21 protein-coding genes are annotated in these 20,767 nt (G+C 70.4%); 6 read left to right on the top strand and 15 right to left on the bottom strand.

Annotated elements, in window-relative coordinates; translation table 11 throughout:
• Positions 1-19: 19 nt before the first annotated feature.
• From AB8735_RS02620 to AB8735_RS02610, 3 genes are all read right to left on the bottom strand, one after another.
• Positions 20-955, bottom strand: a complete 936-nt coding sequence (locus AB8735_RS02620) for a hypothetical protein (protein WP_372404969.1) — start codon at positions 953-955, stop codon at positions 20-22.
• Positions 956-1,407: 452 nt separating this feature from the next.
• Positions 1,408-1,644: a DUF6480 family protein gene (locus AB8735_RS02615; protein WP_344026657.1), complete on the bottom strand. Its 237-nt coding sequence runs from the start codon at positions 1,642-1,644 to the stop codon at positions 1,408-1,410.
• A gap of 102 nt (positions 1,645-1,746) precedes the next feature.
• Positions 1,747-2,340: a TetR/AcrR family transcriptional regulator gene (locus AB8735_RS02610; RefSeq protein ID WP_372404966.1), complete on the bottom strand. Its 594-nt coding sequence runs from the start codon at positions 2,338-2,340 to the stop codon at positions 1,747-1,749.
• Between the two features lie 80 nt (positions 2,341-2,420).
• Between AB8735_RS02610 and AB8735_RS02605 the strand changes: the two genes are divergently transcribed.
• Entirely contained in the window at positions 2,421-3,617 is a 1,197-nt protein-coding gene (locus AB8735_RS02605) for an FAD-dependent monooxygenase (protein ID WP_372404964.1), read from the top strand.
• A gap of 38 nt (positions 3,618-3,655) precedes the next feature.
• Here the strand turns inward: AB8735_RS02605 and AB8735_RS02600 are convergent, their stop codons facing one another.
• Positions 3,656-4,021 (bottom strand): ArsR/SmtB family transcription factor, encoded by a 366-nt coding sequence (locus AB8735_RS02600; protein WP_372404961.1) that lies wholly within the window; start codon positions 4,019-4,021, stop codon positions 3,656-3,658.
• A 153-nt stretch (positions 4,022-4,174) separates the two neighbouring features.
• Between AB8735_RS02600 and AB8735_RS02595 the strand changes: the two genes are divergently transcribed.
• Positions 4,175-5,413 carry an MFS transporter gene (locus AB8735_RS02595; protein WP_372404959.1) on the top strand — a complete coding sequence of 413 codons (1,239 nt, stop codon included), beginning with the start codon at positions 4,175-4,177 and terminating at the stop codon, positions 5,411-5,413.
• On the opposite strand, the gene AB8735_RS02590 is transcribed toward AB8735_RS02595, so the two are convergent.
• From AB8735_RS02590 to AB8735_RS02565, 6 genes are all read right to left on the bottom strand, one after another.
• A complete protein-coding gene (locus AB8735_RS02590) occupies positions 5,410-5,718 on the bottom strand; it encodes a hypothetical protein (RefSeq protein ID WP_372404957.1) in 309 nt (102 codons plus the stop codon). The two genes, AB8735_RS02595 and AB8735_RS02590, sit on opposite strands and share 4 nt — an antisense overlap.
• Positions 5,715-5,909 carry a hypothetical protein gene (locus AB8735_RS02585; RefSeq protein WP_372404956.1) on the bottom strand — a complete coding sequence of 65 codons (195 nt, stop codon included), beginning with the start codon at positions 5,907-5,909 and terminating at the stop codon, positions 5,715-5,717. The genes AB8735_RS02590 and AB8735_RS02585 overlap by 4 nt, the downstream gene beginning before the upstream one ends.
• Before the next feature lie 9 nt (positions 5,910-5,918).
• Positions 5,919-6,926: a hypothetical protein gene (locus AB8735_RS02580; protein WP_372404954.1), complete on the bottom strand. Its 1,008-nt coding sequence runs from the start codon at positions 6,924-6,926 to the stop codon at positions 5,919-5,921.
• A gap of 3 nt (positions 6,927-6,929) precedes the next feature.
• Positions 6,930-7,955 carry a hypothetical protein gene (locus AB8735_RS02575; RefSeq protein ID WP_372404951.1) on the bottom strand — a complete coding sequence of 342 codons (1,026 nt, stop codon included), beginning with the start codon at positions 7,953-7,955 and terminating at the stop codon, positions 6,930-6,932.
• Positions 7,952-9,049, bottom strand: coding sequence for a polyprenyl synthetase family protein (locus tag AB8735_RS02570; protein ID WP_372404948.1), 1,098 nt, complete (start codon positions 9,047-9,049; stop codon positions 7,952-7,954). The genes AB8735_RS02575 and AB8735_RS02570 overlap by 4 nt, the downstream gene beginning before the upstream one ends.
• 292 nt (positions 9,050-9,341) lie before the next feature.
• The gene (locus AB8735_RS02565; RefSeq protein WP_372404945.1) at positions 9,342-10,142 is read right to left on the bottom strand and encodes a hypothetical protein; all 801 of its coding nucleotides are present in this window, start codon (positions 10,140-10,142) and stop codon (positions 9,342-9,344) included.
• 183 nt (positions 10,143-10,325) lie between these two features.
• Between AB8735_RS02565 and AB8735_RS02560 the strand changes: the two genes are divergently transcribed.
• From AB8735_RS02560 to AB8735_RS02550, 3 genes are all read left to right on the top strand, one after another.
• Positions 10,326-10,607, top strand: coding sequence for a hypothetical protein (locus tag AB8735_RS02560; protein WP_372404943.1), 282 nt, complete (start codon positions 10,326-10,328; stop codon positions 10,605-10,607).
• Between the two features lie 362 nt (positions 10,608-10,969).
• Positions 10,970-12,340, top strand: coding sequence for a helix-turn-helix transcriptional regulator (locus AB8735_RS02555; RefSeq protein WP_372404941.1), 1,371 nt, complete (start codon positions 10,970-10,972; stop codon positions 12,338-12,340).
• Between the two features lie 296 nt (positions 12,341-12,636).
• Positions 12,637-13,059, top strand: coding sequence for a hypothetical protein (locus AB8735_RS02550; protein WP_372404939.1), 423 nt, complete (start codon positions 12,637-12,639; stop codon positions 13,057-13,059).
• Between the two features lie 122 nt (positions 13,060-13,181).
• On the opposite strand, the gene AB8735_RS02545 is transcribed toward AB8735_RS02550, so the two are convergent.
• The 4 genes from AB8735_RS02545 to AB8735_RS02530 form a co-directional block, all read right to left on the bottom strand.
• Positions 13,182-14,102, bottom strand: a complete 921-nt coding sequence (locus AB8735_RS02545; protein WP_372404936.1) for an IS3 family transposase — start codon at positions 14,100-14,102, stop codon at positions 13,182-13,184.
• On the bottom strand, positions 14,099-14,407 hold the full coding sequence (locus tag AB8735_RS02540) for a transposase (protein ID WP_372404934.1): 309 nt from the start codon (positions 14,405-14,407) through the stop codon (positions 14,099-14,101). Before AB8735_RS02540 ends, AB8735_RS02545 begins: the two co-directional genes overlap by 4 nt.
• A 247-nt stretch (positions 14,408-14,654) precedes the next feature.
• The gene (locus AB8735_RS02535; RefSeq protein WP_372404931.1) at positions 14,655-15,950 is read right to left on the bottom strand and encodes a trypsin-like peptidase domain-containing protein; all 1,296 of its coding nucleotides are present in this window, start codon (positions 15,948-15,950) and stop codon (positions 14,655-14,657) included.
• A 13-nt stretch (positions 15,951-15,963) separates the two neighbouring features.
• Positions 15,964-16,239 carry a CU044_2847 family protein gene (locus AB8735_RS02530; RefSeq protein WP_372411761.1) on the bottom strand — a complete coding sequence of 92 codons (276 nt, stop codon included), beginning with the start codon at positions 16,237-16,239 and terminating at the stop codon, positions 15,964-15,966.
• A 990-nt stretch (positions 16,240-17,229) separates the two neighbouring features.
• Between AB8735_RS02530 and AB8735_RS02525 the strand changes: the two genes are divergently transcribed.
• A complete protein-coding gene (locus tag AB8735_RS02525) occupies positions 17,230-17,412 on the top strand; it encodes a hypothetical protein (RefSeq protein ID WP_372404928.1) in 183 nt (60 codons plus the stop codon).
• Positions 17,413-17,709: 297 nt separating this feature from the next.
• On the opposite strand, the gene AB8735_RS02520 is transcribed toward AB8735_RS02525, so the two are convergent.
• Positions 17,710-20,766 (bottom strand): LysM peptidoglycan-binding domain-containing protein, encoded by a 3,057-nt coding sequence (locus AB8735_RS02520; RefSeq protein ID WP_372404926.1) that lies wholly within the window; start codon positions 20,764-20,766, stop codon positions 17,710-17,712.
• Position 20,767: the final 1 nt, after the last annotated feature.

Genomic DNA, 20,767 nt, shown 5'->3' with positions numbered 1-20,767 from the left:
GGTCTTCGCGCCGCCGCTCTCACTGTCCGAAGCGGCCGTAGGCGCGGGCCACGGCCGCGGTGTCGACCGGCCGGTCCGCCAGGAACGTACGGAAGTCCCCCGGGCAGTTGAGCTCCCAGCGCTCCAGGGCGGCGGGAGCCGGGTCCGGCCCCCGGTCGCGCACGAAGTACAGCACGGTGCTGCCGTCCTGCCCCTCGTGCGGGCTGTACCCGCCGCCTTCCCACAGCAGCCCGCCGTCGCCGCACCACGCGTCGAACAACTCCTCCATCAACGTCCGTGTCGGACGGTGTACTTGGAGTGCCGTGTGGTCCTCGAAGCGCCGCAGCCGCTCGCTCTCCACGATCCGGTGGTCGAGGGCGGGTGCCGTGCGCGGGAAGAGGAAGACCTCCACCGCGGGCAGGGCGTTGCCCCGGTCCCCGGCCGTCAGATGGAGCCGGGTGATCCATACGTCGCAGTCGGCGGCCGGTACGCCGTAGCGGTCGCCGAGCCGGCGCCTGACGACGACGCTCGGCACGGGCGCCGACGGCACCAGGCCCTGATGCGTCAAGTGCTCCATGGCCGCGCCGAGTCGGGACGGGAAGAGCAGGAGGGCGCAGTGGGCGAAGGCGCAGTTCCCGGCGACGAGCCGCGCCGACGGGCCGTCATGCGCCGTCGTGGGGAGGGGCGGGGCGCCGACGAGCGCGTGCCGGGCGCGCGTCACGACGGACGCGAGCCGCCGGGCGTCCTCCGCGTCGAAGGCGGGGCCGTCGGCGACGGGGAACTGCCGGGGGACGCAGTCCCCGGTCGGGGACTTGGGCAGGGGCCACAGCATGGGAGGGTCCTCTCGGGGTGGGACGGCGTGGCGGGGGAGCGGCGTCCCGGCCCGGCGCAGGGCCCACCATGTGCCCGCAGCGGTGAGCAGGACGGCCCCGGCGGTGGTGACGGCGAAGGCGTGCGCGAACGCGTCACGGACCACTGCCCGGTCCGGGACCGGCAGTTGGGGGACAGGGGCGGGAGGGGGCCGGGGCCTTCTCGGAGGTGGAGGTCACGGGTGTCTCTCGGCCTTCGCTGCGACGGCTGGGGACGGGGAGGAGCCGGGCTTCGGCGGGCGGCGGGAGGAGGCTTCCCGCCCCGACCTCACCACCCCGTGTACTCCGCCCTGCGGCCGCTTGGGCTAACGACGCTCCGTGAGGGCCGTCACGGGCGGCCCCGAAGGCCGGATCCGGTTCACCCGTATGGGTTGGGCCCGCTACCGGGGCCGCCGAACGACGCGGCCCCGAACCGGTGTTGGCTCCCGCCGCCGGTGCAGCACCTCTCCCCCCCGTCACCCGCGACCGCGGCGTCGCCTCTCTACCGTCCCGCGGACGGTGACGAACAGCGGGCGCAGGCGTACGCCGACCCGTCGCCTGCGCCCGGGCTCCCGGCGGCTCAGACGATCGCGGCCCAGATGATGACCGTCACGGCGAAGATCACGACGAGGGCGCCGATGATGATGATCGGCGCCGCCGCCCAGCCGCGCGTGGGGTTGTAGGTCTCCAGCGGACCCGCACCCGCGGTGCTGTCCTCACCGGGCGGCGTCTCACCCGGCGGAACCCCGCCGCCGGTCACGGAACCGGGCGGGCGATCGGGGTCGGGGTCGGGACTGATGGGGGAGATGGAGGACATGGTGGCGCCTTTCGCGTGGTCCCCCCTGTGGTTTCAGGGTGCATCGCGACGGGCGCGGGGGCCAGGGGACGGCGGCCGGGCGGCTGTGGCCGGCCGCTCGGTTCAGGGGCCGGGAACGGTGCGGTCCGTGCAGGTGCGGATCAGGCCGAGGAGGGTCGGGCGCAGCTGCTCGGGGGTGAGCCGGTGTGCGGGCGCCGCGGTCAGCTGGTTGAAGAGTATGCCGTCCAGGAGGGCCACGAGCGTGTTCGCCTGTGCCGCGGGGTCGGGGGCGCCCGCGGCGGCGAGCATGTTCTCGGCCACGGCGCGGAAGCGGCTGCCCGCGGTGTGCAGGGCGGCGCGGAGCTCCGGTCGGCGGGGTGCTTCCAGGGCCAGCTCGTAGCGGGCGAGCATGCGCTCGCGTCCGGCGGTGGTCCAGTGCTCGACGAGGTCCGCGCCGGCCTCGGCGATCCGGGTGATACTCGTGGGCCCGGTGAGGGCGGGGTGCTCGTCGATCTCGGCGATGTCCAGTTCGGCCAGGCGCTCGACGGTGGCCTGCAGGAGCTCCCGGCGCGTGCGGAAGTAGTACGAGCACGAGCCCACCGGGACTTCGGCGGCCTGGTCGACCGCGCGGTGGGTGAGTCCGCGCATGCCGGAACGGGCCAGGGTGCTGATCGCCGCGTCGGCCAGCTGCTGCCGTCGGAGCGTGGTCTGGGCCACTGCTTCTCTCCCTCGTCTCGACCTCTTGCTCTACAAGTGTAGAGTCGCCGGTGTCCACTACAGATGTAGAGGGAGTTCTGATGGGCAAGGCAGGACATGCCGGTGGCGCCGGGGAGCGCTCCGCGATCGTGGTCGGCGGAGGGATCGGCGGTCTGGCCGCCGGCGTCGCGCTGGCGCGGAGCGGCTGGCAGGTGGAGGTGCTGGAGCGGGCCGCCGCTTTCGGCGAGGTGGGATCGGGGCTGTCGCTGTGGCCCAACGGAGTGCGCGCGCTGGACGCGCTGGGCGTGGGCGACCGGGTGCGCGAGCAGGCCCTGATGGAGACCCGGGCGGGCATCCGGAACACGTCCGGCCGTTGGCTGTCGCGGACCGACATCCGGGAACTGGCCGGACGGTTCGGCCCGTTGGTGATGATTCACCGCGCCCGGCTGATCGACATCCTGCGTACGGCCCTCCCGGCGGGGGCGCTGCGCACGGACGCCGAGGTCACCGGGATCCGCCTCCGCGGCCGACGGGTCGAGGTCGAGCACGGCGAAGGCGTCTCACGGGCCGACCTGCTGGTGGCCGCCGACGGCATCAACTCCACGGTGCGCCGCTCGCTGTGGCCGCAGGCTCCGGCGCCGCGGTACGCCGGGTACACCGCGTGGCGTACCGTCGTCGACGCCGGACGGCTGTCGGCCGGAGGCGAGACCTGGGGACGTGGCGAGCGGGTGGGAATCGCCCCGCTCGCGGACGGCCGCACCTACCTGTTCTGTGTCGCCAACGCCCCCGAAGGACAGCGCAGCCCCGGCGGCGAACTCGCCGAGATGCGACGGCGCTTCGGACACTGGCATGACCCGGTTCCCCGGCTGCTGGCGGCCGCCGACGAGGAAGCGGTGATGCGCCACGACATCTATGAATTGCCGCCGCTGGCCGGTTTCGTCACCGGGCGCGCCGCTCTGCTCGGCGACGCCGCGCACGCCATGACCCCGAACCTGGGCCAGGGGGCCAACCAGGCCGTGGAGGACGCGGTCACGCTGGCCGCGCTCCTGGACGCGTACCCCGACGTGGAGTCCGCGCTGGCCGCCTACGACCGGCACCGGCGCCCCCGCACCCAGCTGATCGCCCGTCGCTCCCACTGGATCGGCGTCGCCGCGCAATGCCGCCCGGCACCCGCCGCCGCGCTGCGCGACCTGATGCTCCGTCTGACTCCCGGCTCGGCCGCGCTCAACGCGCTCGCTCCGGTCCTCGGTTGGCAGCCGCCCGGTAGCGGCGATCTCGTCGCGTCCCGGGTCGGCTGAATCCCGCGGAGGCGGGTCGTCACCGAGGTCCCGGCGCCTCAGGGGGCCGGCGGCGTCCAGTCCGCGACGAGCCGGAGCAGTCCCGGGAAGCGGGCCTCCAGGTCGGCCACGCGGACGTGGCTGCGGCGCTCCAGCCCGTACTGGCGCTGGCGGGTGACGCCGGCCTCGCGCAGCGCCTTGAAGTGGTGGGTCAGCGAGGACTTGGGGCGGTCGAGGCCGAACCAGCCGCAGGGGTGGTCGAACGCCTCGGACTCCAGGAGGAGTTTGCGGACGATGCCCATGCGCAGGGGGTCGCTCAGCGCGCCGAGCACCACCTCCAGCCGCAGCTCCGCGACGGCGGGCTCCGGCAGGGGGGCGGGGAGGTCCGCGGGTTCGGGACGGACGGGGAAGGGGGCGGTGGTCATCGGGGCTCCTCGGTCGGCCGTTCGCGCAACGCTGTACGAGTTCGATCGTACTACGTGCTAGGTTCGAATCAACTCGTACAGCGGCGCATCCGAGCGCCGCCGGCGGTGCGTCGGCCTGCCCCGACGCACCGCACCACGCCAAAGGGGGACCCGATGACGGACACTCAGCTCGCTCCCGCGCCAGCGCGCCCCAGCGCCAGGGAGGCCGCGCCGGCGTCCGCGCCCCGGTGGTGGGTGTGGCTGGCCGCCTGGCCCGTGACGGCCGTGTTCGTCCTGTCCAACGCCGCGACGCCGCTTTACGTCCTGTGGCAGCGGGACATCGGATTCTCCCGCGGCACGCTGACCGTCGTCTTCGCCCTCTACATCGCCGGACTGATCGGCTCGCTCCTCGTCTCGGGCGTGCTCTCCGACCGCATCGGCCGACGGCCCGTCCTCGTTCCCGCCGTCGCCCTCGGCCTGGTCGCCTGCGGGATCTTCGCCACCGCCTCCTCCGTCACGGCCCTGATGGCCGCCCGGCTCCTGACCGGCATCGCCGTCGGCGCCGTCGTCTCCGCCGGCATGGCCGCCGTCTCGGACGTGGCGGGACCCGAACGCAAGCGCCTCGCCGCCCTGTTGGCCTCCAGCGCGATGGTCCTCGGCGCCGGCCTCGGCCCGCTGCTGGCCGGAGTGCTCTCCGAGACGCTGCCCGCGCCCACCACGGCCGTCTTCGCCGTCGAGGCCGTCCTGCTGCTCCTCGCCCTCGCCGTGATCCTGCGCATGCCGCTGCCCCGCCCCGCGGGCAGCAGCGGCGGGTCGTGGATCCGCGTCCCGGGCGTCCCGCGCGGCCGCGGCGGCGACCTGGCACTGGGCATCGCCGTCTTCGCCCCGGGCATCACGGCCACCTCGTTCGTGCTCTCCCTCGGCCCCTCCCTGCTCTCCGGCCTGCTGGGCACCACCAACCGGATCGTCGCCGGCGCCATGGCCTTCGTGATGTTCCTCGCCGCCACGGGCGTCCAGTTCGCCGTCCGCCGGCTGAGGCTCGGCACCGTCCTGCTCGCCGGCGCCGTCAGCACGGCGCTGGCCATGACGGCCCTCGTCGCGGCCGTGAACCTCTCCTCGGTCGCCCTCCTCGCCACCGCTGCCGTCCTGGCCGGTGCCGGGCAGGGCATGGGCCAGCTCGGCGGACTCTCCCTGCTGAACGCGGGCGTCCCCGCCCGGCGGCTCGCCGAGGCGAACGCCGCGATGAACGTGGGGGGTTACGTCCCCGCCGGCACGCTGCCCGTCGCCGCCGGATTCCTCAGCGACGCGGCGGGACTGCCGACCGGCGCCACCGTGTTCGGCGTCGTCCTGACGTTGGTGGCCGTGGCCGGAGGGTTGACGGTCCTCGCCCGGCGGAAGGGGATCCCGGGCTAGTACTCGACCGTGGTGGCGGTGAGGCCCGGGGAGAACATGGTCCGTACGACCGTGGTCAGGGCCAGCTCGTTCATCGCCTGGTCCACCGCGACGACCTGGCCGGCGTGCCAAGAGCCGGCCAGCGCACGGGCGTGCCGTTCCATGACGGTGGCGTACGAGGCGATCCTGGCGGGGTGGAACACCGGCTGGATCAGCCGTCGTTGCCGACGCTGGAACTCGCCCTCCGAGTTGGGCAGTCCGTTGCCGAGGAGCGGACGTATCCGCTGGAAGATCCGGCCCTTGTCGACCTCGTGGGCATCAGTCACCAGGATCTGGTGGAAAGGTCCGGGCAGGTGAGGAAGTGCACGGGCAGTCTGCCCAGGCCGACACGGACGATCCGGCCGGTCTCCGGCAGCGACCGGAGGAAGTCAAGCGTGTCGCGCCACAAGGCCGGGGTGTGGCCGAGGAGCGCCCACCGGCCGGGTGCGACGAGGATGGTGCGTGGGTGCCGGGCCACAGATCCCCCTCACGAGCCGGTCGGGAGCGCGTACTCGTCCACCCAGTCCCCGCCGACCGTGTAGCGCCGGGCGTCCCGGTAGTAGACCTCGACCCCGCTCACGACCAGTGCCAGGTGCTCGACGTACCTCCGTACGTCCGCCTGCCGGGCGCCGAAGTCGGGGAGGTCGTCGGCCAGGGCGGTGAACTCCGCGACGTCCGCGTCGTGGATGCGCCGCAGCTCCGCCCAGGCGTCGTCCTCGCTCCCGCCCTCGCGCTGGAGCAGCAGGACGAGGTTGACGGTGTCCGCGACCTCCTCGGGCCTGGCCGTCTCCTTCCGATAGGAATAGGCGTCGTTGTGCCAGACCGCGATGCGCGTCAGCGCGCTCTCGATGCGCCGGACGACCGGGTGGTCCGTGACCTCGGGAGGCAACGGCAGGTCGAGCTCCATCTCGACCATGCGCAGGCTCGGGAAAATACCGATGGTGTGGGGCCGGAACTCCCACGCCTCGGCCACGGTCGGCATCCGGTGTGCACGGCGGAAGGCGGCTTCGGGCTCCAGCCCATTACGGAAGTAGTCGTCGATCGCGGCCGCATAGCGGTCCAGCCACCGTTCCGGCATCAACGGGGCGCACATCGCCCGCAGTTCGGCCACCTTGCGGAACACCGGCGGGTCCGCCGGCCGGGGACGGGCCCCTTGCAGCAGGTCCACACAGCGGTCCCGGAGGTCCGCGAGTTCCGTGGCATCGTACAGCCCGTAGAAGTCGTCGAACGCGGTCAGCCAGAGGAAGGACAGGTTGCAGGCCACCGCCCGCTCGTAGGACGCCGGGTGCGGAAAGGAGAGGGACGCCGAGCGGCAGATGTTCTGGCGTACGTAGCGCTCCCGGTCGTCCTCGCTGAGATGGGTCAGCTCGGCGCACCACCGCCGGTACGCGGCGCGGGTGCGGTCGGCGTACGGGCAGATGCCGCCGTAGTAGCGGTCCGGCAGCCGGAATCCGTCCGGCGGCAGGTGCGGGAGCCGTGCGTCGGGACGCGGCATCGCTCACTCCTCGGGCTGGTACGCGGTCCGGTCCGGCCACAGCGTGACCGTCCCTGCTTCGATGGGCCGGCCTATGAAGGCGGTGGTGCCGTGGTATCGGGGGGCGAAGCGGGACTGGGCGAGGTTGCCGGAAACGACGTGTTCCAGTGCGGTCAGGTAACGGCGCACGTCGGGGCCGGCAGCGTCGGCGGAGGCGCGCAGGAGGGCGGCCACCCGGTGCTCCCGGTCCGCGACCAGGGACACCAGACGGTCGACGGACTCCTGGAGCCCGGTCCCCGAACGGGTCAGCACACAGACCGCGTTGATGTGGTCGCCCGCGAAGTGCTCCGCGCGGAAGGAGAACAGGTCGTTGGCGAACAGCAAGTGCTCGGCGCAGGCCAGGTGCAGGGGGCGCAGGGCCGAGCGGGTGTCCTGGTCCAGGGCGATGCCGGCGGCGTACTCGGTCAGAACGAAGTACACCCAGGCGGCCAGGCTCTGTTCCGTCCTGAGGCGTACGTAGCCGTCGAAGTCGAGCGCGACCGTGCCGGACCGGGCGGCCGTCTCGGCGTGGCAGCCGCGGCTGAAGTCATGGACGGCCGCGGTCAGCCGGCCCCGCTGCTCCGGGGACATCCGGCGGCTCATGTCGGCCCAAATGTCGGCGAGTGCCGTGCCGTGCGGCGTGCGCGGGCAGCGGCCGTCGAGGACCCGGAGGCTGTCGTCGAGGGCGGCCTCCGCCTGCCGCCGGTTCGTCGGGCCAGCGGACAGGAACAGGTCGTCGAAGGCGAACAGGAAGGAAGTGAGCCGCGAGAGATCGTGGAAGTGCTCGTCGTCGGTGACGGGGTAGCAGACCGAGGTCCACAGGGTACTGCGGTGGGAGAGGAACCGTTCCCGTTCGTGGGCCGTGGCAAAGGGGTAGTAGGCGCGCAGCCATTGGTCGTGGGCCTGTTCGAGGTGGGCGGTGCGGGGGTGCCTGCCGAGGGAGAGGAGCCGGGGCAGCCGGGCCAGGCGGTAGCGCGCACCGGGGGCGATGTGCGGGGCGGCGGTGGTCATGCGCGGCGTCCGGTGAGGGCGTGCGCGGTACGGCGCAGGGCGTCGGCGACCGCCGGTGACAGCGGGGCCCGGTCCAGGGCCCGCAGCGCCTGCCGGCGGCGTTCCCCGATCAGCCGCTCGACCTCCCCCAGTGCCCCGGACTCCCGCATGACGGCGCGGACTTGGCGAGCGCCGTCTTCGTCTAGGTCCGGCCGGCCGACCAGGGATCTCAGGCAGTCCCGCCGGCGGGGGTCGGCCCGGGCCAGGGCGACGGCCAGCAGGACGGTCTGCTTGCCCGTACGCAGGTCGTCCAGGACGGACTTGCCCGTGACCGCCGGATCGCCGTACACCCCCAGGATGTCGTCGCGCAGTTGGAACGCCTCGCCGAGCGGCAGGGCGTAGGCGGAGAGGACGGCGGTGCGCGCGGGTGCGGTCCCGGCGAGGGCGGCGCCGAGGTGGAGCGGGCGTTCCACGGTGTACTTCGCGGTCTTGTACCGCACGATCCGCAGGGCCCGGCCGAGGTCGGCCGTCGGACGGCCGGTGGCGGTCAGATCGAGGTACTGCCCGTACATCACCTCCCACCGCATCGTGTCCACCACGCCCCGGGCGGCCGCGAGCCGGCCGGGCGGCAAGCCCGCCGTGTGCAGAAGCGCGTCCGACCACGCGTGCGCCAGGTCACCGAGCAGGATCGCGGCGTGCGTCCCGAACCGGTCCGCGTCGCTGCGCTCCGCGTGCCGGGCGGCCAGCGCGCGATGTACGGACGGGGCGCCGCGCCGAGTGTCGGAGCCGTCCATGATGTCGTCATGGATCATCGCGAACGCATGGAACATCTCCAGCGACGCCGCGGCCCGCACCACCGGCAGGGGAGGCCGCGGCGGGGCCGGCGTCTCTGCGTCCGCCGCCGCGTACCAGCCGAGCGCGCACAGCAGGGGCCGCAGCCGCTTGCCGCCGTCGAGCACGAAGTCCCGGATCAGCGACGTAACTTCGCCAGGGAACTCCTGGGCCGCCGCAGCCCGCGCCCGGCCGTCCAGGAACCCCGCCAGCTCCGCGTCGATCCGGAGCCGGAGGCCGGCCAGGTCGATCGGCTCTGTGACGGCCGTCGCGCAGGCTGTCATGGCAGCACCTCGCGTCTGTCGGGCAGGGCGGGCGGACACCGGAGCCGGACATCCGGCGGCCCGGCGGTACTGAGGTACAGCCGTTCGAACCCGGAGAGTAAGGGTCCCCGCCACCCTCGACCAGCCATGTTCAGGTCATTCGCCGGCCGCCCGGGACCCCTCAGTGCATCGAAAGCGGATCTTGAGCTGTGGATGATCTCGGTTCATGGGGCGGGGAGATCTCACGGATGTAGGAGTTGGTGGCCGTGAGCGCGTCGCTGGGCAACGCCCCGCGGTCTTGGGACTGGTGGGCTCACCGTGGTCCGGGCGGGGTGTCCTCGTCGAGCTCCGCGAAGTAGCGGCGCGCACACGCGCGCACCGCAGCGAAGTATGCGTCGACTCCGGCCCGGTGGACCGGCATCACCCCATCTATTGCCCCCGGTGGACTGTTACGGTAACGCGGTTCGACGACGGGGAAGGACAGTGCGTCGACGGCGGCAAACAGCTTCGGCAGGCCATCCTGTTTCGCGGCCAGATTTCTGATTGCCTCCAAGTCCCGGTACACCGGCCCGCTGAGGTAGGAGGGCTGATCCGGCTCCCAGAACGTGTGCCCCGACATCGGGATGCTGGAGGTTCCGCCACGTGGGACCCAGGTGACTTCGGTGAAGCGGGGCTCGGGCAGAGCAAGGAGGAACCGGCGGTACGCCCGTTCCTGCCGGGCCTCACGGATGCGGTCCTCGTTCTTCGCAGTGGCCCGTTCGGCGGTGAGCTGCTCCACCTGTGCGGCCAGCCGTTTCACCGTCTCCGTGAGGCGATCGAGCTGGGCCTGCACGGCCTGGACCCCGCCGCTCCGGTCGGGCCGTGGGCGAGCATCGTTGGCCCGGTGCCAGGCGTCCGTCCAAAGCTTGGCGTTCGCGCCGCAGGCGGTGACCACGGCCTCCAGGGTGCTCTGCTGGGGGAACGGGGCGTTCTCCCGCGTCATCGCCCGGACGGTGTTCTCCGACACCCCCGCTGACCGGGCCAGTTGCTGCGGCGCGACCCGGCTGTGCTCAAGGAGCGAGCGGAGCTGGTGCATCAGCTGCTCCGGAGTCCGTATCCCCGCCGGATCCACCACACCGTCCTCCTCAACCCCCGCCAGTGTTGAACCGATCGTAGAAACCCTCGCCACCGCTGACCACAGCCTTTACCGAGCTCGCGACAAGCATCCGCAAGACGGCTCATTTTGCGGCAACTGACCTCCCTCCCGGGCTGATCTGTGCGCGTCGGATTCCTCTCCCGCCACAAGGAGGCATGCACGATGCCGTACGACGCGTACCCGGAGACCGCCCACGGCCGCCCGCCGACCGGCGCCAGCGTGGTACGAAACACCGGCAGCCGCCTGTCCCTGCTCGGGGTTATCGCCTCCCTGCCCTCCGCCGCCCTCGCCGGAGCCCCCTGGTGGACGCTGCTGCTCACCTCGCTGCCCGGCGCCGCGGCGCTTCTCGCCAGCGCCGTTATCCCGCAGAACTCCCATGACCGGCTGGAGTGGTGGCGCGACCGGCGCCGCCACCACGAACGCCTTGCCCGCCGGAGCAGCTGATGCCGCTTGGCGGAGCTGGGCTCGCTGGGTCCGGACGGGTGTCCTCGTCAAGCTCCGCAAAGTAGCAGCGCTCCTACAACGCTTACGCGCGTGCCGTACGTGCCTGATGACCCATCGGATATCCGTCAGGCACAGGCTCCTCTGACCCCATGACCAACATGCCTGACGGTCAATTCGCGCCCGAGATAACCGCTGCTTCGCCGAGCCCTGCCGACGTCTCCGCAGGCCCGAGGCGGCATGCTCCTCGTAGGATCCACCTTCAACTTCCCGCAGAATCCGCAGGTTTGATGGTGCTGTAGTTCCGGGTATCGCTACGCTGTAGCTCTTTACAGCATCGAGTTGTGAAAGGACACAGCGATCTGATGCACACTCTGCGCCCTGTCGCCAACGGCCTTCGCACCGACCATCCCGTCCCGGACCTGCCCTTCGTCGACGACGCGCACATCCCTGTCGACGACCGCGTCGCCATCGAAGCGATCGGCCGCCACGCCGGAGAAGGTATGTGGGGCCGCGAGGACAACGACCGCGAGGATGGTTGGCGGGCGTTCACCACCGACCGCTATCGCCACGACCTGGCCTGGTGCGTCCGCTACCACCCGAAGCACGGCCGCTCCGTGCTGCTGATGCGCGACGAGGACGCCGCACACATGCACATGGAGTGGCACTACGGCCCCCTCCTCTTCCGCCTCGGTGGCTACTGGTGGGACGGCACCACCTGGTACCGCCCCGGCCAGGTCTGGGACGCGGCCAGCGAGGACTTCGACCGCCGCCCGGTCCGCTCCGCCATCACCGTCACCGCCGCCGACCTCCTCGACGACAGCGCCCAACCCGCGAACGCACAGATCATCAAGATCGCCAACTTCACCGCCGACACCCCCCTCCCCGGCCGCTGGCAGGACCACCTCGCCCTGTGGGCTGACCGCCGCAAGCAGCGCGGCGACGAAGAGCAACTGCCGCTCTCCCGCTGCGTCGTGAAGCTCTCCGCCCCCGAGCTGGCCGGCGACCAGCTCATCGGCGCTACCGAACTCGCCGAGCTCGGCGGCATCGCCCCCTCCACGCTGCGCTCCTACATCTCCCGTGGCGAAGGCGATGTCCCTCCGCCCCAGGCCACCATCAGCGGCCGCAGCGCATGGGCCCGACCGGTCGCCCACGACTGGGTTGAGCAGCGCCGCCGCTCACCGGAGAGCGTCGCCGCCACCGTGGCCGCCAAGGACAACGCCAACCTCTCCATCGGGGCCGCCGAGGTACGCGACCGCTACACCGACGAGTTCTTCAACCGGCTGTGGGAGCCGCCCGCGCGCCGCAAGCGCTGGGTCGTACGGCAGCGCAACGAAGCCACGGTCCGGGAGGTTGCCGGCGAACTCGCCTGGTCCGTGGCCGTCGACCTGGACGGCATCCTCCCCACTGACGCGCTCGCCGCGACCATCCGGCACGCGATCCTGGACGAACTCGCCAGCTGCAAGGACCTCCTCGGCGACGAAGGCGACCCCGTCTTCTACGCCATCATCCCGGACGTGGCCAAGATGCTCGACTGGCTCATCCGCCACCACCCCACCACGGCCCAGTACATGATCGGCGAACTCATCGGCGACGCGGAACGCCGCTTCCAGATCCCCCGGAACGTCACCGCCCAGTCCCTGCGCACCGCGCTCGGCCTCGACGGGAAGCTCGACAAGGACGCGCGCAACGAGTTCCTTGACCGCGTCCTACCCCCGACATCCGCAGAGCACTGACCGACACCGATGACCATTCCCGACGGAATGTCGGTGCGGTCGGCAAGACTGGACGGGCCCGGCGGCGCACTTCAGCCGATGCCGCCGCCGGGCACCTACATAGAGGAGGGGGACAACTCCCGTGGGAAGGTTCAAAGCGAACAAACCGCGCCGTGAGCGCAGCCAGTACCGCATCGACAGTCAGCCCGTGGACAAGGCGGCCGGCATGGCGGAGGCCATCCATATGGCCGAGAAGGTCGACGATCACGGGCGCATCCTGTTGGGGGACGTGCCGCGCGCCGTGAGATTGTCGGCATGTGATCGATGCTGTTGTTGGAGAGACGACCTCAGGGCGGCCGGACGACCGCGCTGCGTCCGCCCTGAGGTTCGCGACGGAACTCATCGCGTGGGTGGCCACTCCCTGGGCTCTGGCCAGCCACTCGTGGCTGCTTGCCGCCCTGTCCATGGTGGTGTTGATCGGCCTGCCAACGCTCTTCTCCACTCCGGGCGACAAGACCAGCGTGATCATCGCTGTGCCGGGCTGGGTCACGATCCTGCTGGTACTGCTCCAGCTCGCAGCGGCCGTGCTCTCCTCGTGGTTTACCTGGCCCACCTGGGCAGCAATCGCCGTGACGTTCCTGGCCGCCACCACCCTGGTCACAGAGTGCCGACGTTGGCGATGGCTGCTCTCCCTGACCACCCCTGCAGGGCCCCGTGTTGAGGTGCCAGGGGCTCCTTGACCGTCGGTGTCGGGCTCTATTCAGTCCTTCAGCACGGATGCCTTCTGACCTGCGCGCTGAAGTTTTCATGGTTCGGGCTCGAAGGAGGATCTGAGGTTCCCCCGCTGCGTGAGAGTTGCTGATCAGCAGGTCGGGACGGGTTGATGGGTGTTCAGGTTCGCTGGTTCGGCCGTCGCCTGGTCGGTGTAGTGCTTCTCCTCGAACTCGATCGGGCTGAGGTAGCCGAGCCGTTCTTGGATGCGGCGGGGGTTATAGAAACCGTCGATGTACTCGAAGAGCGCGAGGTTCGCCTCGGCACGTGTGGCGAAGGTGCGGCCGCGCAGGCCCTCGGTCTTGATCAGCATCCACAGATTTTCCGCGAGGGCGTTATCGTACGAGTCCCCCACGGACCCCATGGACGCCTCAATTCCCGCCCGCACCAACCGGGTCGTGAGCTTGATGGACGTGTATTGACAGCCGTGATCGGCGTGGTGAATGAGCTTGCCCGGCTCGACCTCGCGGGACGAGAGGGCGTACTCGAGGGTGGTCAGCACCAGGTCCGCATCGGCGCGGGCGGAGGTCTCCCAGGCGACCACCCGGCGGGAGAACGCGTCGCGGATCGCCGAGAGCCACAGCGGCCCCTCGCCGGTCGGAACCATTGTGAGGTCGGTGACCCACAGCCGGTTCGGCGCGGGTGCGGTGAAGTCCCGGTTGACCAGGTCCGGGGCCAAGGTGGCCTTCGGGTCCCGGCGCGTGAAGCCGCTCTTGCGGCGTGGGCTCACGCCCGCAAGACCGTCCTCGCGCATCAGCCGTTCGACCCGCTTGCGGCCCACGCGGACGCCCTCCCGTTTGAGGACGGCGTGCACCCGCGGCGAGCCGTAGATCCCGCCGGAGTCGGCGTGGATCGTGCGGATCTGCTCGGTCAGCTCGACGTCCCGGCGGCGCCGTTCGCACGGCTCCTTCTCCGCGCGGCGCCAGCGGTAGTAAGTGGCGGAAGGGATGTGGAGCTCCCGGAGTACGCACTCGACCCCCAGGCGGGGATGCTCGTCAACGAGCGCCGTCACCTGGGCCGGGTCGGGTCGAGTTGCGCCGCGAAAAACGCCGAGGCCGTCCGCAGCACGTCGTTGGCCCGCTTGAGCTGGGCGTTCTCCTTGCGCAGGGCCGTGAGCTCGGCCCGCTCGTCGGTGGTGAGCCGGTCGTCGCGCTCGCCGGCATCGGCCTCGGCCTGGCGGATCCAGCCGCGCAGGGCCTCCGGATGCACGCCGAGGTCGACGGCCAGTTTCTTGATCTGCGGCCTCGGGTCGGAGGTGCGGTACATCCGCACCGCACGCTCACGCAACTCCAGCGGATATCTTCTCGGGGCAGCCATGGTCGAAGGTCCTCTCATGAGTCCCATCTGACCCTCTGTCAACTGACTCCGCATCTCGGGGGAAGCTCAATCCGTCTCACCGAATGCTTCAGCACGCAGCACGTACATAGTGTCTCCACGCAGGCCACCAGTGTCCCCCGGGAGACGCCTGTCCACAGATCGATCTCGGCCCTGGGTAGCCGCTCCTCCAACGACGGGCCGGGATCCAACACGCACTCAAAGCCCACACCGTGCCCTGCTCACGTTGTTACTGACCAGGGCACGGCGCATTCGAATCATTTCGGGTCACAACAATCTGATCCACGACCCTGACCTGCGGTGAATCAGGTAGCCGCTTCATAGCCCCCCAGTACGGCTTAGCATGGGGTGCCTGCTGCCTCAGCAGGTTGTACTCTTCATGTGGCATGAGGACAGCCATGATCAGGGCGCGTTCCCCTGCATCGCCTGAACCGGAGCCGATGGTCTTCTCGCTAGCGACCCACCCGTGGCCATCCGAGGTGGGAACGGCGTTGCCGTCGAAATTGATCAAGGCATCCGGCGCCGCCTCGCCGTTTGCTTCAACATCTGTGTCGAAGATCGCGACGTCGAAGCCCTCAGGAATGACACCGGTGCCGGTAAACGTCGCGCAGTGTGGGACGCCGGAAGTGACGGGGTTGAAGCGAATCCCGGCGGCGGTGGTCGTGGTGGGACGAGTCGCGCCGGGAGCACGGGACTGATCGGACACTTGACTCAGGTGCAGGACCAGCAGTCCGCAAGCGCAAAAAACCGCGACTGCGGCGGCCAGCAAGATCCACCTCATGCGCTTCGAGAGCCTGCCCATTCGCAGCCTGGACTTTGGCGTGTCGCTTGCGTCTAACGGCAGCAGCGCCCTCTGGGGGAGTTCGGTCGGCACGTGCTCGGGCAGGTCAGGCCACAGTTGAGCGATCTCGTCGCCTGGCAGCAGGTATGCGGTGCGGCGTGCCGGGGCCAGGGCAGCGGTTGTCAGGCCAACGACTGCCTGCTCTTGCTCGTCCCACACAGGGGAGCCGGAGAATCCCTCCGCCACCAAGATGCCGTCAGGGCGGGCGAATTCTATCTGCAACAGCCCGGCGTCCTGCCTGTCTCGCATGATGCCGCTGGCCCATGCTCCGTCTCTCATCGAGTAGCCGTAGACCCTGCAGGGGTGGCCCCACAGGTCGCGCGCACGGTGAATCAGGACGGGGGATGCTTGTGGAGGCGGGGCGTCCAGTAGGTGAAGCACGGCGAGGTCTCCGCGCTGGTCATCCTGAAGCGGGAACCACCCCTGGTCGCTGACGACAGCGCGTAGCGCGCGACAGTGTCCCTCACCGGTCGTAAGCAGCGGCATGTCCAAGGAGATGACGTCATCTGCTGTCGGCGGCTCTTGGGCCGTTTTGGCCCGGCCCAGCGCACAGTTGACCACATGCGCGCAGGTGAGGGCCGTTCGGCCTCCGACGAGTACGGCCACGCCGACTGGTGAGGGCGTCCGAACGCTGCTGATCCGTACCCGCAGCAGCGCCGAGGTGAGCTGGTTTTGTGCAGACATCACAGTAATTGCGCTAGTCAGCGCCATCTTGTACGAGGTCGGTCGCCGTAGTCTGGTCCCAGACGATGCGGACCGTGAAGCTCGCTCCGGCTTCAGTTCGAGCGACCACCACGCCCGCCCCGGCGTGCAGGTTCAGGCCGAACTGGAGCTCTACTGTCTGGGGTTGGCGAGGCAAGTCTCGGAGCCGGTCGCCGAACGCCGCCGCAACAGTGCGGACCCGTTCGAGAGCTTCCTCAAGAGACTCCCCGAGCCGCGCCACAACCTCGCCTGGCCGGGCAACCCGGGTCATCTCGTCATCGGATTCCGCCACCTCGATCAGCACTGAGTGGCCCCGTTGAGTTGGCAGCTCCACGAAATGCGTCATTGATCCCCCTGGGCATTCAACTGCTTGTGCGCACGCTGGCTGTTCCGCTGTCGCGCTGGGTGGATCGCCAGGATAGTGACGATCAGTCCTGGCTCGCACACAGTCTGTCGCTAGCTGTGAGTAGCAGATGGTGGCGAGTTGACGACAGTGCAAGGTCCTGACGGATGGACGTCCGCAGGGCCTCGCACTGTTGTTCAGGCGTGAATCTGGGTCGTGCCTGCAGGTACACAGGCGGCTGGCCTCGGAGCTCAGGTCACGTCGGTCGGCCATGTACCGTCATGCAGCCAGCATGGCGTTGCGGATGCATTGCGGATGGGCTCGGCCAATCGGGTGACAGCAGCGCCCAGCGGACGTGATGCCAGTGTTGCGCAGGCCGAGGTCAGAGCGGTGTCAACATCGGCAGCCCCGCCACCCTCACGAGGTCAGGCTGAGGAAGCTCAACGGCTCAGGACAACCAGGAACGCCCCGAGATCCCCCGACAGGTTCGGCGTTCCCAGACTGGGAACCGGCCCCAGCGCGAACGTCGTCGCACCCGCAGTGGTCGCCCCACCAAGTAACGCCCGCCGCCCATTTCGTCACTGCGAGACCCGCCATTTCGTCGGTTGCCCCGCTACCTGCGGCTGCGCGGCGACGCCTTTGCCTCGCACCCGGGCCGCACCCAGCGCGAGCGGGTTGGGAACGAACGCGACAGCCAGGCCGAGCAACGGGCCCACCGGCAATGGATCGAGTACCACGCCGCCGAGATCCGCGCCCTCGCGGTGCGCCTCGCCGCCGTCGAGGACCTACAGGAGCGCGCCGACGGCAGCGAGCGCACTGTCCAGGACGGCCTCAACCGACGCATCTTCCCCCGGCCGCCCTACACCCCGGCCCACTGGCCGGCAGCTCTGACCAGGGTGATCGAAAGGGACGACGTGCATGCGATGTTCGCCGAGACCCGCAACGCCACCACCCCTGCCCACCGTCGGGTCCCTCGACGGGCACCAGGAACTGGTCGACGCCATCACCGACCTGCACTGCGGCGCCGCCGGCGCAGGAGCCGAGGTCCTCAAGGCCCGCTGGGACCGCCGCTACGGCCCCGGCGAGGATGCCGACGAGTGAGCACGACGAGCACGACCTGGTCGGATGAGTCCTTCCAGGAGCACGACGACGCCGGGTTCTGCATGGGAGTCAACCGGCATACCGCTGATAGATAGGGAGAGAGCGGCGGGCTACCCCGCAAGGGGTGGCCCGCGCCGTCAAGACCGAGCTCACCGCGTTCTGGGGGACTGTCGTTGGTCGTGCAGACCCGTTTGGATTGAACGGATACGCCATGCTGGGGCAGGTCGCAGCGTCCACAGGTATCCGGCAACGACTGAGCGGGGGCTTCGATCGCTTGCTGATCGATGTTGTCATGACCTACGTGCGCGAGAGGCCCGTGCCAAAGATTGAGGAAATGATGGCTTCGGTGTCCGGCTGCAGGTCGATGTCGAGGCGGCGGTTGACGGTTTGGAGGGCGTCGATGGCGTGGAGGACTCCTGCTCTGTTGCCTGCGGCGTCTTCGATGAGGATCCAGTCCTGGTAGAGGAGTTCGGCGGTGTCGTCGGCGTCGAGGCCGGTGGCGACGGCACGGCGGGCGGCGTCGAGGTCTTGTCGGGGGCCGGTGCGGTGCCAGGTGGCGATGGTGTGGGCGGTGTCGGTGATGCGGGCGATGATCTCGTGGTAGAGGGAGGTGGCCCAGGGGAGGGTGCCGGCGTTGAGGGGGCGTCCTCGGACGAGGGCGAGGGCGGCTTCGAGGTCGGGCAGCCCGGTGTCCGGGCCTTTGCGGAGGCCTTGTTGGGCGAGGAGTTGGAAGACGTCCCAGTCGCAGCGGACAGCGGGCGAGAGGCGGTAGCCGGTGGTGCGTTCACGGGGGAGGTAGGGCTCTCCGTCGGGGTCGGTGCCCAGGCGTTTGCGGAGTTCGGAGATGCGTGCCTGGAGGGTGTTCTTCGACCAGGGGGAGGCGGGGTCCATGGCCTCGCAGAGTTCCTCGGCGCTGCGGCCTGGTTTGAAGTGGATCAGGGCGGCGAGGGCGGCGAGTTTCGGGCCGTGGCCCGAAGCCTGGACACCGGTGACGGCGAGCGTGCCGAGCACTTGGATCTTGGGGGTCTCGGTAGGGTCGTCGAGGTCTTGGTCGGGGTGTTGGGCGGGGGAGGGAATGGTGGTGTCCTCCTGCGCTGCGGGCGGAGGGATCGTCTCCTGCGAGGGGTTGAGGGACAGGCGGACGCTGCGTGTGCCTCCCAGGGCGGAGATCAGCGCCGGGAACACGGTGTCGCTCTTGGGGATGGGCGATGAAGTCACCTGATCGGCAAGAGACGTTGGGGCGGTCGCGGGGTGAACGGAAGGGGTGGCGGCGCTGGGTGCCGTTGGTGCGGGAGCGGCAGGGACGTTCTTCCAGTCGCCGTTGGCAGGGCGGGGCGGGTTTTCAGCGGTGCGCAGGGTGTCCAGGAGGGTATGGAAATCCTGGTCGTTGAGGCGTTGGAGGACGATGGGGGTGTTGAGCAGGGGGCAGGGCTGGGGTCCTTCTTGAGACGTGTCGAGGTGTTCTGCGTCGGGGAAGTAGGCCTCGCTGGGGGTGGTGGGCAGGATGGCGGTGACGGGGATGTTCCGGGCGGCGGCCAGGGCGTCCGCGAACTCCATGACGTGGTTGGGGTCGATCTCGGCGGCACAGATCAGCATCCAGGGCAGGGGCTGGGCAGCGTCGGGGTCGGTTGCGTTCTGATGAGCCTCGATGAGGAAGGCGCCCAGGTCACGGAGGGCGGCGCGGAGGTCGGGGACGGTGTGGAGACGTCCTTGGGGGAGCAGGCCGGCGAGTTCGACGTCGTGGCCGAGGCCGATGGTGAGGATGTCGGCGTGGTCGCTCCAGGAGCTGGTGGCGGCTTCGGCGGCCAGGGCGCGGGCGACCTGGCGAATGTCCTCAGGGCTGCCGTCGAGGAGGAGGGCGGGCAGTTGAGAGAGGTTGACCAGGAGGTGGGTCCCGTCGGCGTCCGTACCGAGGGTGACCAGTCCGGGATAGGGGGCCGGGATCCGGCGGGCCTCGTCCGGTGGCAGCAGGCTGTCGTGGTCGGTGAGGATCCACCACGAGTCGACGCCGGTGTTGAACGGGGGTACGGGGGCCGCGGTGGTCTCCTCGGGGAGGATCGCGACCGTGTGGGCGGTGACCTGTGCGCCGCGTAGGACCGGCAGTGCTGTTCCGGCTGTTGTGGCGTGGTGGGCGAGGGTGCGCAGGGCGGTGTCGAGGAGGGTGACGCTGGCGGGCTCGGCCGTGGTGGAGAGGACCTGCTCGAGGTGGGCCGGTTCGTCGGGGACGGCGATGGTCTCACCGGGTTTGCGGCGGCGGTGTTGCAGGATGCGCTTGGTGCCCAGGGTGGCGAGCAGGCCGGCGGCGAGCAGGCTGCCGATACCGGTGATCTGCCAGATGCCGATGTGGTGGTCGGTGGTGGGTGATTGAGGTGGGGAGGTGGGGTGCGGCGCCAGCGTGGAGCGTTTGCGCGGTGGTGGGGGAGTGCTGGGTGCTGTCTTGTGAGGGGTTGGCGGGGTTGGGGTGCTGTGCGGGGGTGAGGGTGAAGGGGGCGCGGGGAGTTTGAGTTGTTGTCCGGTGTGGATGAGGTCGGGGTTGGTGAAGTGGCTGCCGTCGGGCTGGGGTTGGCCTTTGTTGAGTTCGAAGATCTTCGGCCAGGCGGTGGCGTCGCCGAGGTGGCGTTCGGCGAGGGAGGAGAGGTCGTCGCCGGGGCGTACGGTCACCGTGCGGGGCTCGGAAGCGGCGGCGGGGGAGCGGTGGGGCAGGCGGAGTTGCCAGCCGGGTTGGAGGAAGGTGTCGGCGTGGAAGACCGAGCCGTCGTTCATCGAGCTGCCCTCGTTCAACTCGGCGATGTGGTGCCATCGTTCGCCGTTGCCGAGTTCGTGTTCGGCGATGCTCCAGAGGCTTTCGGCGGGGCGGGCGTCACGCACGGTGTACAGCCGGTAGGAGGCGTTCTCCTGCTGGCCGATCGTGGTCCGTTGTGCCGGGTACGGGGAGTCGGAGGGGTTCGTGGGGGCCGCGGCGGCCGGGGAACTGCTGCTGGCGAGGGCGTTGGTGGCGGGGAGCAGGACGAGGATGCTGCCGATCAGGGTGGCGGCAGCTCGTTGGCTCAGGCCGAGGCCGCGTCGGCGGCGGGCAGCCCGGCCACGCAGCTGGGCGGGGAGTTCGACGAGCACGCTGAGGGTGAAGTGGGCCCAGCCGGCCCAGGCCAGGAGCAGGAGGACAAGGAGGAAGGCTCCGCCGCTGTCCTGTTGGTCCAGGAGGTGGCGGAGGCCGCTGCTGCCCGCGTTCCACACGGTGGGTGTTGCCCAGGCGAGCAGGATGGGCAGGGCGCCGATTGCGGTGGTGAGGAGGGCGAGGCTGGTCAGGCCGCGCAGCACGGTGGCCGCGGTTCGGCGCGGAGCGGGAGCGGGCATG

This window comes from Streptomyces luteireticuli (assembly GCF_041519305.1).
GTDB classification, from domain to species: domain Bacteria; phylum Actinomycetota; class Actinomycetes; order Streptomycetales; family Streptomycetaceae; genus Streptomyces; species Streptomyces luteireticuli.
Note: the sequence above shows the minus strand (reverse complement) of the source record. Positions and strands in the feature narration are given on the sequence as shown.